Origin of the sequence: Streptomyces sp. NBC_00273, from assembly GCF_036178145.1 — a bacterium.
In the GTDB taxonomy this organism is placed as follows: domain Bacteria; phylum Actinomycetota; class Actinomycetes; order Streptomycetales; family Streptomycetaceae; genus Streptomyces.
In genome coordinates this window covers 3928608-3942370 of the sequence record NZ_CP108067.1, presented here as the reverse complement: position 1 = coordinate 3942370, position 13763 = coordinate 3928608, and the positions used below count along the sequence as shown (strand labels likewise).

13 protein-coding genes and 1 riboswitch are annotated in these 13763 nt (G+C 70.0%); of the genes, 7 read left to right on the top strand and 6 right to left on the bottom strand.

Annotated elements, in window-relative coordinates; all coding sequences use genetic code 11:
* Positions 1 to 7 precede the first annotated feature (7 nt).
* Positions 8 to 129: riboswitch (cobalamin riboswitch) on the bottom strand.
* Positions 130 to 180: 51 nt separating this feature from the next.
* Positions 181 to 678, bottom strand: coding sequence for a GNAT family N-acetyltransferase (locus OG386_RS16650; protein WP_328788815.1), 498 nt, complete (start codon positions 676 to 678; stop codon positions 181 to 183).
* 77 nt (positions 679 to 755) lie between these two features.
* Here OG386_RS16650 and OG386_RS16645 point away from each other — a divergent pair, with 77 nt between their 5' ends.
* On the top strand, positions 756 to 1340 hold the full coding sequence (locus OG386_RS16645) for a Uma2 family endonuclease (protein ID WP_328788814.1): 585 nt from the start codon (positions 756 to 758) through the stop codon (positions 1338 to 1340).
* Positions 1341 to 1398: 58 nt separating this feature from the next.
* Here the strand turns inward: OG386_RS16645 and OG386_RS16640 are convergent, their stop codons facing one another.
* The 3 genes from OG386_RS16640 to OG386_RS16630 all read right to left on the bottom strand — a co-directional run bounded on the left by OG386_RS16640 (position 1399) and on the right by OG386_RS16630 (position 4705).
* Positions 1399 to 1596 carry a CstA-like transporter-associated (seleno)protein gene (locus OG386_RS16640; protein WP_030016682.1) on the bottom strand — a complete coding sequence of 66 codons (198 nt, stop codon included), beginning with the start codon at positions 1594 to 1596 and terminating at the stop codon, positions 1399 to 1401.
* On the bottom strand, positions 1593 to 3812 hold the full coding sequence (locus OG386_RS16635; RefSeq protein WP_328788813.1) for a carbon starvation CstA family protein: 2220 nt from the start codon (positions 3810 to 3812) through the stop codon (positions 1593 to 1595). The genes OG386_RS16640 and OG386_RS16635 overlap by 4 nt, the downstream gene beginning before the upstream one ends.
* 128 nt (positions 3813 to 3940) lie before the next feature.
* Positions 3941 to 4705 carry a GntR family transcriptional regulator gene (locus OG386_RS16630; protein WP_328793275.1) on the bottom strand — a complete coding sequence of 255 codons (765 nt, stop codon included), beginning with the start codon at positions 4703 to 4705 and terminating at the stop codon, positions 3941 to 3943.
* A gap of 289 nt (positions 4706 to 4994) precedes the next feature.
* Here OG386_RS16630 and OG386_RS16625 point away from each other — a divergent pair, with 289 nt between their 5' ends.
* From OG386_RS16625 to OG386_RS16610, 4 genes are all read left to right on the top strand, one after another.
* On the top strand, positions 4995 to 6275 hold the full coding sequence (locus tag OG386_RS16625; protein WP_328788812.1) for an extracellular solute-binding protein: 1281 nt from the start codon (positions 4995 to 4997) through the stop codon (positions 6273 to 6275).
* Positions 6276 to 6407: 132 nt separating this feature from the next.
* On the top strand, positions 6408 to 7427 hold the full coding sequence (locus OG386_RS16620) for a carbohydrate ABC transporter permease (protein WP_328788811.1): 1020 nt from the start codon (positions 6408 to 6410) through the stop codon (positions 7425 to 7427).
* A 50-nt stretch (positions 7428 to 7477) separates the two neighbouring features.
* Positions 7478 to 8314: a carbohydrate ABC transporter permease gene (locus tag OG386_RS16615; protein WP_328793274.1), complete on the top strand. Its 837-nt coding sequence runs from the start codon at positions 7478 to 7480 to the stop codon at positions 8312 to 8314.
* Positions 8315 to 8321: 7 nt separating this feature from the next.
* Positions 8322 to 9803, top strand: a complete 1482-nt coding sequence (locus OG386_RS16610; protein WP_328788810.1) for a glycoside hydrolase family 3 protein — start codon at positions 8322 to 8324, stop codon at positions 9801 to 9803.
* A gap of 172 nt (positions 9804 to 9975) precedes the next feature.
* Here OG386_RS16610 and nagB read toward each other — a convergent pair whose 3' ends face one another.
* A complete protein-coding gene (gene nagB, locus OG386_RS16605; protein WP_328788809.1) occupies positions 9976 to 10761 on the bottom strand; it encodes a glucosamine-6-phosphate deaminase in 786 nt (261 codons plus the stop codon).
* A 227-nt stretch (positions 10762 to 10988) separates the two neighbouring features.
* Between nagB and OG386_RS16600 the strand changes: the two genes are divergently transcribed.
* A complete protein-coding gene (locus OG386_RS16600; RefSeq protein ID WP_328788808.1) occupies positions 10989 to 11855 on the top strand; it encodes a leishmanolysin-related zinc metalloendopeptidase in 867 nt (288 codons plus the stop codon).
* Between the two features lie 69 nt (positions 11856 to 11924).
* On the opposite strand, the gene OG386_RS16595 is transcribed toward OG386_RS16600, so the two are convergent.
* Positions 11925 to 12686, bottom strand: a complete 762-nt coding sequence (locus tag OG386_RS16595) for an SDR family oxidoreductase (RefSeq protein WP_328788807.1) — start codon at positions 12684 to 12686, stop codon at positions 11925 to 11927.
* Positions 12687 to 12770: 84 nt separating this feature from the next.
* Here OG386_RS16595 and OG386_RS16590 point away from each other — a divergent pair, with 84 nt between their 5' ends.
* Positions 12771 to 13367, top strand: a complete 597-nt coding sequence (locus OG386_RS16590; protein WP_328788806.1) for a TetR/AcrR family transcriptional regulator — start codon at positions 12771 to 12773, stop codon at positions 13365 to 13367.
* The last annotated feature ends 396 nt before the right edge of the window (positions 13368 to 13763 follow it).

The window sequence follows — 13763 nt, the reverse complement described above, 5'->3', positions numbered from 1 at the left end:
TTCGGTCGAGCCGGGCGCGCTGTCGGCAGGTCATCGGACTTGGCGTCCGGTAGCCGGACACTTCATACCGTTGCGGGACAGTTCCGGATTCGCACCGGATTCCCCTGCGGCGACAGCAGGCATGAGCATACATGTGGGGGCGGCCCTGTGCGGTAACCCCCACATGTAGTGTCGGCGTGGCTACAGCTTGAGCCGGTAAGTGAGGAGTGTCAGGCCCTCGATCGGCGCCCAATCCCGCTCCGGAGTGCGTACGAAACCCAGGCGCGCGTAGATCCGATGGGCCCCGGCCATGCTGCGCTGGGTGGACAGGACCAGGCCGGTCACGCCCTCCACGGCCCGCGCCCGCTCGATGCAGGCCCGCACCAGAGCCTCGCCGGCGCCCTGGCCGCGCGCCTCGTGGGCCACCGCGAGCATCCGGAACTCCGCCTCGTCGGGGGCCGCGACGTCGGCGAGCGGACTGCCCGGAGCGGCGAACGTCACACCGCCGAGCAACCGGCCGTCCCGCTCGGCGACGAGCACCTCGGCCCGGGCGGCCCGGCCGGCCACGTCGCGCAGCACGTTCAGGTAGGCGTCGTCCTCGTTGAAGTCCAGATGCCCGTCGGCGAGGTAGGCCCGCGCCGTGATCTCGCCCAACTCCGCGTAGTCGGCGGGCAGCGCCGTTCTGATCACCATGTCCATGCGGTCGAGTGTGCGGGACGGTGCCGGCGGGCGGCGCTATCGTCGGAGACAGCACCGTCGAGGAAGGTGAGCGAGGCATGACCGTGATCGCCGACCGCCCCCACATGCTGACCGAGGAGTTCGAAGAACTCGCCTTCGCGGCACGCAACCGGATGGAGGGGCTGCAGCTCGAGTTCATCGACGGGAAGCTGCGGAGCAGGGCGCTGGGTGACGGCAGCCACGGGATGATCGTCCAGTGGCTCACGCGGATCTGCATGCAGCACCACCCCGAGCTCTGGCTGCACGCTGGGCGGGGCCTCAAGGTGCAGGCGGGCCGGGACGGCCGGGCGATTCCGAATGCCTCGCTGGCCCACTCGGGCGCGTTCGCCGGGCATGGCGAGTGGTCTGATCCCGATCCGGTACTCATGGCCGTCGAGGTCACGTCGTGGAACTCGGACACCGACCGTCGCCACCGCCAGGAGAAGCCCCGGGTGTACGCGGAGAGCGGCATCCCCGTCTACCTGCTGATCGACCGTGCCACGTCCGAGGTCTTGCTCTACAGCGAGCCCGGCGGGCAGCGGTACGAGTGCGTGCGCACCGTGTCCTACGGCAGGGACGTCCACCTCCCCGACCCCGTCGGTATCACCCTCCGGACGGAAGTCCTCAGGGACTGGGTGCGCTGAGACATGCCCGCAGGCCCCGCCGGAAGCATCCGGCGGGGCCTGCGGCCTGCGGGGCGGTTCAGCAGCAGCGGAAGCCCTCGCGGGGGTCCGCCTCGCGGGCGTCCGTACGGGCGCGTTCGAAGGCGCGGCGGGTGAGGACCTCCGCGTCCGGGTCGTGGGAGCGGGCGTGGGCCACGTAGCGGTCGTACGCGGCCTCCCCGGAGAACTCCCGGACGTAGAACCGGGCCCTGGCCAGCACGCTCCGTACGGTGCTCACGCCACCGGCTCCTTGACGTGTTCGCCGCCCGACTCCGGGCCCGCCGCGGCGAGCTCCGCCCGCTCCTCGGCGGTCGCGATCAGGCCGGCCGGGGCGACGATCTTCGACTTGGTCCACGGGGTCTCGGAGAGGGTCGCCGACCCCGGGTCGCGGACGGCCTTGAGGCAGGTCCGGGCCGCGTCCGCGAGGACCACGACGATCAGGAGGGCGAAGAAGGCGCACAGCACGCCGTCGACCGTGGCGTTGGTGACCACGGTGTGCATGTCGTCCATGTTCTTGGCGGGCGCCAGCACCTTGTCGGCGTCGATTCCGGCCTGGTACTTGTCGCGCTGGGCGAAGAAGCCGACCTTCACGTCCTCCGAGAAGATCTTCTGGTAGCTCGCGGTGAGGGTCACCGTGGCGTCCCAGACCAGCGGAACGCCCGTCACCCAGGCCCACTTGAGCCGGCCGGACTTGACCAGCAGCGTGGTGCAGACGGCCAGTGCGACCGCGGCGAGCAGTTGGTTGGCGATGCCGAAGAGCGGGAAGAGCTGGTTGATGCCGCCGAGCGGGTCCTTGATGCCGACCCACAGGAAGTAGCCCCAGCCGCCGACGACGATCGCGCTCGCGAACCACACGCCGGGCTTCCAGCTGACGTCCTTGAAGGACTTGTGCACGTTGCCGAGGGTGTCCTGGAGCATGAACCGGCCCACGCGGGTGCCCGCGTCGAGCGTCGTCAGGATGAAGAGCGCCTCGAACATGATGGCGAAGTGATACCAGAAGGCCTTCATGTCGGCGCCGCCGACCACGGCGGAGAAGATCTCCGACATTCCGAGTGCGAAGGTCGGAGCGCCACCCGTGCGCGAGAGCAGACTGGCTTCCTCGACGTCCTTGGCGGCCTGGGCGAGCGCCTCGGGGGAGATGGCGAAGCCGAAGTTGGTCACCGCCTGGGAGGCGGACTCGACCGTGGTGCCGATGACCCCGCCGGGGGAGTTGACCGCGAAGAAGAGGCCGGGCTCGATGATGCAGGCCGCGATGATCGCCATGACGGCGACGAAGGACTCGGTCAGCATGGCGCCGTAGCCGATCATGCGGACCTGGGTCTCCTTCTGGATCATCTTCGGGGTGGTTCCCGAGGAGACCAGGGCGTGGAAGCCGGAGAGGGCGCCACAGGCGATGGTGATGAAGACGAAGGGGAACATCGACCCGGCGAAGACCGGTCCGTCGCCGCTCGCGGCGAAGTCGGTGACCGAGGGCATCTTCAGGGTGGGCATCGCGATGACCACGCCGAGCGCGAGGAGCGCGATCGTGCCGACCTTCATGAAGGTGGAGAGGTAGTCGCGGGGCGCGAGCAGCATCCACACCGGCAGCACCGACGCCAGGAAGCCGTAGACCACCATCCAGATGACCAGCGTCTCCTTCTCCAGGGTGAAGGTGCCGGCGAAGGAGGACTCGGCGACCCAGCCGCCCGCGACGATGGCGAGCAGCAGCAGTGCGACGCCGATGACGGAGACCTCGGTGACCCGGCCCGGCCGCAGCACGCGCAGGTAGAAGCCCATGAAGACGGCGATCGGGATGGTCATGCCGATGGAGAAGACGCCCCAGGGCGAGTGCGCCAGGGCGTTGACGATGACCAGGGCCAGCACCGCCAGCAGGATGATCATGATGGCGAACACGGCGACCAGGGCGGCGGCTCCGCCGACGGGGCCGATCTCGTCCCGGGCCATCTGGCCGAGCGAGCGCCCGTCGCGGCGGGTGGAGAAGAACAGCGTGACCATGTCCTGGACGGCCCCGGCGAAGATGACGCCGGCGACGATCCAGATGGTGCCCGGCAGATAGCCCATCTGTGCGGCGAGCACGGGGCCTACGAGCGGGCCGGCGCCGGCCACGGCCGCGAAGTGGTGGCCGAAGAGCACCCGGCGGTCGGTGGGGTGGAAGTCGACACCGTTGTCGAGGCGTTCGGCGGGGGTGGCCCGGGTGGCGTCCACCTTCAGTACGCGGTCCGCGATGAAGCGCGCGTAGAAGCGGTAGGCGATCGCGTACGAGCCCAGTGCGGCGGCGAGCAGCCAGGCGGCGGAGATCTCCTCGCCGCGCGAGAGCGCCAGTACGCCCCAGCCGATGGCGCCGACGAGTCCGACGAGCACCCACGCGGCGACGGACTTGGGAGAGGGCGAGCCCGGCGTGCTTCCCGGACTCGCCGCGTCCCGTTCTGTCCCTGTTGCTTCCGGTTCAGGCATGACCTCGTCCCCTCGTCGATCATCTGCGTAAGCGCAGGGAATCTACGGGGGATTGCCCGCTGAGCGTAAGACCCCGTCCGTATTCCGGTATGTGAAGGAATTCGGTACGTGGAGCCCTACGGGCGAGGTCAGACGGCGGGGCGCTTGAGCCGGGCGACGAACTTGTACCGGTCGCCGCGGTACACCGACCGCACCCACTCCACCGGTTCGCCGTCGGCGTCCAGGGAGTGCCGGGAGAGCATCAGCATCGGCAGCCCGACGTCGGTGCCGAGCAGGCCGGCCTCGCGCGGGGTGGCCAGCGAGGTCTCGATGGTCTCCTCGGCCTCGGCCAGGTGCACGTCGTACACCTCGGCGAGCGCGGTGTAGAGGGAGGTGTACTTGGCCAGCGACCGGCGCAGTGCGGGGAAGCGCTTGGCCGAGAGGTGGGTGGTCTCGATGGCCATCGGCTCACCGCTGGCCAGGCGCAGCCGCTCGATGCGCAGCACCCGTCCGCCCGTGGTGATCTTGAGCAGCCCGGCGAGGGTGTCGTCGGCCGTCACGTAGCCGATGTCGAGGAGCTGGGACGTCGGTTCCAGGCCTTGGGCCCGCATGTCCTCCGTGTACGAGGTCAGTTGCAGGGCCTGGGAGACCTTGGGCTTGGCGACGAAGGTGCCTTTGCCCTGGATTCGCTCCAGTCGCCCCTCTACCACCAGTTCCTGGAGGGCCTGCCGGACGGTGGTCCGCGAGGTGTCGAACTCGGCCGCGAGCGTGCGCTCGGGCGGCACCGGCGTGCCGGGCGGCAGCGTCTCGGTCATGTCGAGCAAGTGCCGCTTGAGTCGGTAGTACTTGGGCACGCGCGCCGTGCGAGTGGTTGCCCCGCCTTCCGGCTCCGTGGTCGCCCCTTCGGTGGCCATCGCCGCCCGCCTTCCCGACTCCAGTTTCGCTGCCGTCACCGGCTCCTCCGATATGTGCGGTCACATCGTGACACGTAAGGGGGGACAGGCCTTCTCTCTCCCCAGGTGTCGGTCCGATAACGGACCGGGCACCCGCTCATTAGACCCTTGACACCCCTAAAGGTCTAGGCCAAGCTCCAGCTACTGGTCTAAACCAATATGGATCAGATCCCGGCCCCACGGCAGTACTTCGCGTATGTCACCGCGGCGGGCAAGGGAAGTGCAGGCAGGCATCCCTGAGGAGGGTGGCGTGAAGCGCAAGCTCATCGCGGCGGTTGGAGTCGCGGGCATGGTTATCGGCCTCGCGGCTTGTGGGAACGGGGACGACGACAAGGCCAAGGCCGACGCGGGTCCCAAGGAGATCACCGTCTGGGTCATGGACGGCTCCGCGCCGAAGGCCTGGATCGAAGAGGTCAACAAGGAGTTCTCGGCCAAGCACCCCGGTGTGACGGTCAAGGTCGAGGAGCAGAAGTGGACCGGCATCCAGGAGAAGGTCACCACGGCCCTCTCCGAGAACAACCCCCCGGACGTTCTTGAGCTCGGCAACACCCAGACCGCGGGCTACGCGGTCACCGGCGGTCTCGCCGACCTGACGAAGGACAAGGCCCAGCTCGGCGCCGACGCCTGGCAGAAGAGCATGCTCGCCTCGGCCGAGGTCGAGGGCAAGCTCTACTCCGCCCCGTGGTACGCCGCCAACCGCGTCGTCGTCTACGACAAGAAGGCCTTCGCGAAGGCCGGCGTCACCCCGCCCACCACCCGCGACGAGTGGGTCGCCGGCCTGGAGAAGCTGAAGGCGGCCGACCCGGCCTCGCAGCCGATCTACCTGCCCGGTCAGAGCTGGTACGTCCTCGCGGGCCTGATCTGGGACGAGGGCGGCGACCTCGCCGTCAAGGACGGCAGCAAGTGGAAGGGTGGACTGGGCACCCCGCAGGCCGCCTCCGCCATGGACTTCTACAAGAAGCTCCAGTCCTTCTCCACCGCCCCCAAGGACAAGGACGAGGCCACCCCGCAGCAGGCCACCGACATCGTTCCCAAGGGCGGCGTCGCCTCCTGGATCGGTCTCGGCTGGGAGGCCAGCGGTGCCGAGAAGGCCCTGAAGGAGGCGGGCAAGGAAGCCGACTTCGGCTACTTCCCGATCCCGGGCAAGACCGCCGACAAGTCCGGCACCGTCTTCATCGGCGGCTCGAACCTCGCCATCGCCGAGCGCTCCAAGAACAAGGAGCTCGCCAAGGAGTGGCTGGCCCTCGCCGCCGGTAAGGAGCAGATGACCAAGTACGCCGCCGAGACCAAGGGCGCGCTGCTCCCGAACCAGGCCGGCGCCAACTTCACCCCCGCCGCGGGCTCCTTCGCCGAGGCCATGGGCAAGGCCGGCGTCAACGGCAAGATCACCCCGGTCACCGCGGGCTGGGCGAACGTCGAGACCGAGCCGAACCCCATCAAGGAGTTCATGACCAAGGTCCTGAAGGGCGAGGACGCCGCCAAGGCGGGCGCGGACGCGGACGCGGAGATCGCGAAGCGCATCAACAAGTAGTCCCGCCGCGCAGTACCCGCACGACCCAGCAGTGCAGTGTGAACGCACCGGGGGGTGCGGCAGGTGCCCGGACACCCGTCGCGCCCCCGGTCGCGCATTTGACTCCACAGTCAACCGCGAGGAAGCCAAGCCATGACCGTGCACTCCCAGGGAGCGGTGACCAGCGCTCCACAGGACGCACCACCGAAGTCCGCCGGACTGCCCGAGACGCCGGCCCCAGCGACCGGCCCCGGCCCCACGCCGCCTCGCGGGGGCGGGAAGTCGCTCCCCACGGGGTGGCTGCCCTACCTGTTGGTCGCGCCCGCGGTGCTGGCCCTCGCGACGCTCCTGCTGTACCCGCTGATCAAGAACGTGATCCTGTCCCTCCAGGACATCAACAAGATCGAGTTCATCCAGCGGAAGTACCCCTTCGCGGGACTCGACAACTACACCGAGCTCCTCGGTGACACGAACTTCTGGACCGTCGTCGTCCGCAGCTTCGGCTTCACCCTGGCCAACGTCGCGCTGATCATGGTGCTGGGAAGCCTCATCGGCATCCTGCTGAACAAGCTCGGCACGAAGATGCGACTGGTCCTCTCGATGGCCCTGGTGATGGCCTGGGCCATGCCCATCGTCGCCTCGGTACAGGTCTTCCGCTGGCTGTTCGACGAGCAGTTCGGCGTCATGAACTGGGTCATGCGCACCGCCGGCTTCTCCGGCTACGAGCAGCACAACTGGATGGAGACCGGCCTCTCCACCATGGTGATCGTCACGATCCTGGTGGTCTGGGGCTCCATCCCCTTCGTCGCCCTCAACATGTACGCCGGCCTCACCACGGTCGGCGCCGAGCTGTACGAGGCCGCCCGCATGGACGGGGCCAACGGCTGGCAGACCTTCTGGAAGATCGTCTTCCCGAACCTGAAGCCCTTCTTCCTCATCACCACCTTCCTTGAGGTGATCTGGGTGTTCAAGGCCTTCACCCAGGTCTACGCGATGAACAAGGGCGGACCGGACCGCGCCTCCGAGATCCTGCCGGTCTTCGCCTACGTCGAGGGCCAGAGCCAGGCCCACTACGGCCTCGCCGCCGCGATCTCCGTCCTGACGATCGTGATCCTCGTGATCGTCATGTCCTTCTACTTCCGCCTGATCCTGAAGCAGGAGGAGGAGCAGTGAGCACGACCACCGCCCCGAAGCCCGCGGCTTCCGAGAGGCCCGCACAACAGCTGCGGACCCGCCGACCGGTACGCCCCGCAGCCGTGGCCAAGAACCTCGGCGCACTCCTGCTGGCCCTGGTCTTCGTCTTCCCCGTGTACTGGATGTTCTCCTCGGCCCTCAAGCCGGCCGACCAGATGCTCACGAAGGACCCCGTCTTCGTCTTCACGCCGACGACGGCCAACTTCGTCAAGGCCACCGGGGTCGAGAACTTCTGGACGTACGTCACCAACAGCGTCCTGGTCACCGTCGGCGCCGTCCTGCTGGCCCTGCTCGTCGCCCTCGCCGCGAGCTTCGCCATCGCCCGGATGAGGTTCAAGGGCCGCAAGGGCCTGGTCCTCACCGTGATGATGGCCCAGATGGCCCCCTGGGAGGTCATGGTCATCGCGATGTACATGATCGCCCGCGACGGCGAGATGCTGAACAGCCTCCCGCTGCTCACCGCGATCTACTTCGTGATGATCCTCCCCTTCACCATCTGGACCCTGCGCGGCTTCATCGCCGCCGTCCCGGTGACCCTGGAGGAGGCGGCCCAGATCGACGGCTGCACGCGCGGCCAGGCCTTCCGCAAGGTGATCTTCCCGCTGCTGGCCCCCGGCCTGATGTCCACCTCGCTCTTCGGCTTCATCACCGCCTGGAACGAGTTCGCCATGGTCCTGATCCTGAACAAGGACAAGAGCGCGCAGACCCTGCCGCTGTGGCTGACCGAGTTCATGTCCGCCTTCGGCAACGACTGGGGCGCCACCATGGCCGCTTCCTCGCTCTTCGCGGTCCCGGTCCTGCTGATCTTCATCTTCCTCCAGCGCAAGGCCGTCGGCGGCATGACCGCCGGCGCCGTGAAGGGATGACGCCGTCATGACTGTCCTTGCGCACCGCACCGATACGGTCACCCGCGACGCCCTCGCCGTCCTCCAGCCCGGCTTCGAGGGCACCACCGCCCCCGCCTGGCTGCTCCGCAGGGTCGGCGAAGGCCTCACCGCCGTCGGCCTGTTCGGCCGCAACATCGCCTCGCCCGAGCAGCTCGCCGCGCTGACCGCGCAGCTGCGCACCGAGCGCGACGACGTCCTGGTCGCCATCGACGAGGAGGGCGGAGACGTCACCCGCCTGGAGGTCCGGGGCGGTTCGTCCTTCCCCGGCAACCTGGCCCTCGGCGCCGTCGACGACACCGGCCTCACCCGGGACGTCGCCCGCGAGCTCGGCCGGCGCCTCGCCGAGTGCGGGGTCAACCTCAACTGGGCCCCCTCCGCCGACGTCAACTCCAACCCGGACAACCCGGTGATCGGCGTACGGTCCTTCGGCGCCGACACCCACCTCGCCGCGCGGCACACCGCCGCCTACGTCCAGGGCCTCCAGGCCGCCGGAGTGGCCGCGTGCACCAAGCACTTCCCGGGCCACGGCGACACCAACGTCGACTCGCACCACGCCTTGCCGCGCATCGACGTGGACCTGGACACCCTCCAGGCCCGCGAACTCGTCCCCTTCAAGGCGGCGATCGAGGCCGGCACCAAGGCCGTGATGAGCGCACACATCCTGGTGCCCGCCCTCGACCCGACCCGCCCGGCCACGCTCAGCCCGCAGATCCTGACTGGCCTGCTGCGGGGGGAGCTCGGCTACGAGGGCCTCATCGTCACCGACGGCATGGAGATGAACGCCATCGCCGGGACGTACGGGATCGCACGCGGTTCGGTCCTGGCCATCGCGGCCGGCGCCGACGCCATCTGCGTCGGCGGCGGACTCGCCGACGAAGCCACCGTCCTGCGGCTGCGCGACGCGCTGGTCGCGGCCGTCCGCGAGGGGGCACTGCCCGAGGAGCGCCTCGCCGACGCCGCCGCCCGCGTCCGCGCCCTCGCCGCATGGACCCGCGGAGCCCGGCCGGACGCGCAGCCGGAGGGGAGCCGCGCGTCCGGCATCGGGCTGACGGCCGCCCGCCGCGCCGTGGTCGTCACCGGCTCGGCGAAGCCGCTCACGGCGCCCTACGTCGCCACGCTCGCGCCCGTCGCGAACATCGCAGTGGGGGACGAGACTCCGTGGGGCGTGGCGGCGGAACTCGCCGAGCTGCTCCCGGGCACTGCGGCGGGCGTCTACCCCGAGGGCTCCCGTGCCGGGGACGTCATGGCGGCGGCCGGGGACCGTACCGTCGTCGTGGTGGTCCGTGACGCGCACCGGCACCCCTGGATGACCGAGGTCCTCGACTCGCTGGTCGAGGCCCGCCCGGACACGGTCGTCGTCGAGATGGGCCTCCCCCGGACGGAGCCTCGCGGAGCGCTCTACATCGCGACGCACGGCGCGTCCCGCGTCTGCGGCCGAGCCGCGGCCGAGATCGTCGCGGGGGCGTAGCGGCCCCTGCGGCACCGCTGCTGGGGCTCCGCCCCAGACCCCGCGCCTCAAACGCCGGCGGGGCTGGATTTTCCAGCACGTCCGGAAGCCCCGCGCAGCGGTTGCCCGCACGCGACACCAAGGGCCGGACCCCCTCCGAGGGGGTCCGGCCCTTGGTGTCGTGCCCGTGCGGCTAAAGGCCCTGCCAGGCCGGCTTGTTGGCGTAGGTGTGGCGGAAGTAGTCGGCCAGCTTCAGCTTCGAGGCGGCGGCCTCGTCCACGATCACGGTGGCGTGCCGGTGCAACTGCAGCGCGGAGGCCGGGACCAGCGCGGACAGCGGACCCTCGACGGTCTGCGCGACGGCCTCGGCCTTGCCCTCGCCGGTGGCCAGGAGCACCAGGTGGCGGGCGTCGAGGATGGTGCCGATGCCCTGGGTGATGACGTGGTGCGGCACCTGCTCCAGGTCGTCGTCGAAGAAGCGCGCGTTGTCCACGCGGGTCTGCTCCGTCAGCGTCTTGATGCGGGTGCGGGAGGCGAGGGAGGAGCAGGGCTCGTTGAAGCCGATGTGGCCGTCCGTGCCGATGCCGAGCAGTTGGAGGTCGACGCCGCCGGCCTCGGCCAGGGCGCGGTCGTAGGCCTCGCACGCGCTGACGATGTCCTCGGCCGAACCGTCGGGGCCCATGAAGGAGGCCTCGGACAGGCCCAGGGGCTCGACGACCTCGCGGAGCACGACCGCGCGGTAGGACTCGGGGTGCCCGGCCGGCAGGCCGACGTACTCGTCGAGCTGGCAGATCCGGGCCCTGGAGGCGTCGACCTGGCCGGCCTTGACCTTGGCGGCGAGGGCCTCGTAGATGGGCAGCGGGGTAGAGCCGGTCGCCACGCCGAGCAGGGCGTCGGGCTTGCGCCGTACCAGGGCGGCCATGGCCTCCGCGATGAGCTCGCCGCCTGCCTTGGCGTCCGGGACGATGACAACTTCCACGCGGGGCCTGCCGATCTGGAGTGGGTGAGGTGGTATAGACCAATCTAGCAGAGGCGGCCGCGAACGGCGGGGGTCTCGCCGTGATCCGTCGCGATGCGGAGGGGCTCGGGAGGGCTGGGAGGGGTCGGGAGAACCTTCAACCTTTTGATTGCCCTGTCTGCAACTCCATTCCCCCCTACGGTGATTTATGTAGGTAAATCATGGTATATGCGATTGGAGTGGTCGTCATGGGCAGGCACACCAGCTACGCCTTCGAGACCTACAGAGCTGTCGCGGATGCCGGTCGCGCCGATCTGCTCGCCGCGACCACCTCCCCGTTCCAGATCGAGGTGCGGTTCATCGGAGGGCTGACGAGCGGCCAGCGGGACGTCTTCGCCGAGGCCGCCGAGCGCTGGGCCAGGGTCATCGTCGGCGACCTGGAGACCGCGATCCTTCGCGACTTCACCGGCGACGTCGTCATCGACGACCTCTTGATCGATGCCGAAGGAGTGGCGATCGACGGGGTCTTCGGCACGCTCGGGGAGGCGGGGCCGACCCGCTTCCGGCGCGAGACGGCGGCCGCCGGAGCGCGCCTGCCCGCCACGGGCGTGATGCGGTTCGACAAGGCCGACCTGGGACAGATGGAGGACGACGGCTCGCTCCTCGACGTCATCACGCACGAGATGGGACACGTGCTGGGGATCGGGACGATCTGGGACGTCTTCGGTCTGCTGAAGGACTTCCCCGGCCCCAACCCCACCTTTGTCGGTCCCGGCGCCATGAAGGAGTTCGGCACGCTCATCGGGGTCGGGCAGCCCACCCCCGTACCGGTCGCGAACGTCGGCGGCGCGGGAAGCGCGGGCGGCCACTGGCGGGAGCGGGTCTTCGGCAACGAGCTGATGTCGCCGACCATCGGAGGCCCCGGCAATCCCCTGAGCAGGCTGACCGTGGCGAGCCTCGGCGACCTCGGCTACCAGGTCGATCTCGACGCCGCGGAGCCCTACGAACTCCCCGACCCCTTCGTCATCGCCCTGGCCGGCGGCGCGGAGTCCGTCACGCAGCGGGGCGTCATGCTCCCGACCGTCCCCACCAGCATCCCCGCCGACCGGCCCTGAAGGGCCCGATGGTGCCGGGGGCGGACGCCCGCGCCCCGGCCACCCCTTCCCGGGCCCTCCCTGGGCCCTCTAGATCAGCGCCAGCTGCAGGCCGCCCGTCGCGTCCACGTGCTGGCCCGTCACCCAGCGGGAGTCCGGCGAGGCCAGGAAGGCCACCACGTCGGCGACCTCCTGGGCCGTGCCCACCCGGTGGAAGACCGAGCGGGCGGCCAGGTGGGCCCGGGTCGCCCCGTCCGCGAGGAGGCCCGCGTTGAGGTCGGTCTCGGTGATGCCGGGGCCGACCGAGTTCACGGTGATCCCGCGCGGGGCCAGTTCGGCGGCCAGCGACCGGGTCAGCGCGTTCGCGGCGCCCTTGGCCGTGACCGTGGCCAGGATGGCCGGCAGGGCGATGTCCGGGGTGCCGGTCACGTTCACGATCCGGCCCCCGTCGCGCAGCCGCTCCAGCCCGTACTTGATCACGAAGAACGGCGCCTTGGCGTTGAGCGCGTGCGCCCGGTCGTACATCTCCTCGTCCGTGTCCGCGATCCCCGCGAAGGCCGCCGCCCCGGCGTTGTTCACCAGGATGTCCACGCCCTCGGTGTGGTCGGGATGGGCCGCGTACGCGGCCCAGAGGGCCTCGGCGTCCCCGGGGACGCCGAGCTCGGCCCCGATGGCGAAGGCCCGTCCGCCGGCCGCCCCGATCGCCGCGACGGTCTCCTGTGCTGCTGCCGCGTTGCGCCCGTAGTGCACCGCGACGAGTGCCCCGTCCCGCGCCAACCGCTCGGCCACGGCCCGTCCGATGCCCCGGCTACCGCCGGTGACCAGTGCCGTCTTTCCCTTGAGCACGCCCATGACGCGCCCCCCTCCGGTAATCGCTAGTGGTCGCTACAGAAATGAACGTACCAGATTTCCTAGCGCCCGCTATAGAATGCGGGCATGGTGACCGGACAGCGCGGCAGACCCCGTTCCTTCGACCGCGACGCCGCCCTCGACAAGGCGATGTTCGCCTTCTGGGAGCGCGGCTACGAGGCGACCTCCATCTCCGACCTGACCGCCTCGCTCGGCATCAGTGCGCCCAGCCTCTACGCGGCCTTCGGCGACAAGCGCAAGCTCTTCGACGAGGTCGTGGTGGTGTACGGCGGTCGGTACGCGGACTTCGCGGGCGTGGCGCTCGCCGAGGAGCCCACCGCCCGGGCGGCCGTCGCCCGCATCCTGCGCGAGGCCGCCGACGTCTACACCGACCCGGCCCACCCGCCCGGCTGCATGGTGATCAGCGCCGCGATCAACACCACCTCCGACGAGGTGGCGCAGGCGCTGCGCGAGCGCCGCAACGCCAACCTGATGATGTTCGAGAGCCGGATCCGGGCCGACGTGGCGGCGGGCGCGCTGCCCGCGGACACGGACGCGCGGGCGCTGGCCCGGTACGCCGGAGCGGTGCTTCAGGGGATGTCCCAGCAGTCGCGCGACGGGGCGAGCCGGGAAGAACTGGCGGCGGTGGCGGAGCGGGCCCTGCTGGCCTGGCCCGCGGCCTGACCGGCCGGGGTGCCTTCCGCACGGAACGCGCTCTGCGCGTGCACCGTGCGCGCTTTCCGCGGAGGAGTTCCTCTGGGCCACGGTGCAGGACGGGACCCTCGACCCGCCCGGCACCGTAGCCCGGAGTACTTACGGCCGACAGGTGTGCGGTTCCCGACGGCCGGTGGAGGTGCCTGCGCGGTCAGGGCAGAGCGCGCGGCTTACCTCGATCCGTCCTCCTGTGCGGGGAGGGCGGAGGTTCTGAAATCAATTGTGGACTAGACCATTCTGTTCTGTCCATCCAATGACAGGGCCTGGAAACCCGTCACTTCCTCCAACAGTACGCGGCTCGCGCCCCCCTTGGATACTCCTGAGTACCGTCGTGGGGAAAGTCATGGCGCATACCCGGGGTACGCT

Excerpts from the sequence above, each read along its gene's own strand:
- OG386_RS16650 (WP_328788815.1), bottom strand. The coding sequence starts at position 678 with ATGGACATGGTGATCAGAACGGCGCTGCCCGCCGACTACGCGGAGTTG.
- OG386_RS16645 (WP_328788814.1), top strand. The coding sequence starts at position 756 with ATGACCGTGATCGCCGACCGCCCCCACATGCTGACCGAGGAGTTCGAA.
- OG386_RS16635 (WP_328788813.1), bottom strand. The coding sequence starts at position 3,812 with ATGCCTGAACCGGAAGCAACAGGGACAGAACGGGACGCGGCGAGTCCG.
- OG386_RS16630 (WP_328793275.1), bottom strand. The coding sequence starts at position 4,705 with ATGGCCACCGAAGGGGCGACCACGGAGCCGGAAGGCGGGGCAACCACT.
- OG386_RS16620 (WP_328788811.1), top strand. The coding sequence starts at position 6,408 with ATGACCGTGCACTCCCAGGGAGCGGTGACCAGCGCTCCACAGGACGCA.
- OG386_RS16610 (WP_328788810.1), top strand. The coding sequence starts at position 8,322 with ATGACTGTCCTTGCGCACCGCACCGATACGGTCACCCGCGACGCCCTC.
- OG386_RS16600 (WP_328788808.1), top strand. The coding sequence starts at position 10,989 with ATGGGCAGGCACACCAGCTACGCCTTCGAGACCTACAGAGCTGTCGCG.
- OG386_RS16595 (WP_328788807.1), bottom strand. The coding sequence starts at position 12,686 with ATGGGCGTGCTCAAGGGAAAGACGGCACTGGTCACCGGCGGTAGCCGG.
- OG386_RS16590 (WP_328788806.1), top strand. The coding sequence starts at position 12,771 with ATGGTGACCGGACAGCGCGGCAGACCCCGTTCCTTCGACCGCGACGCC.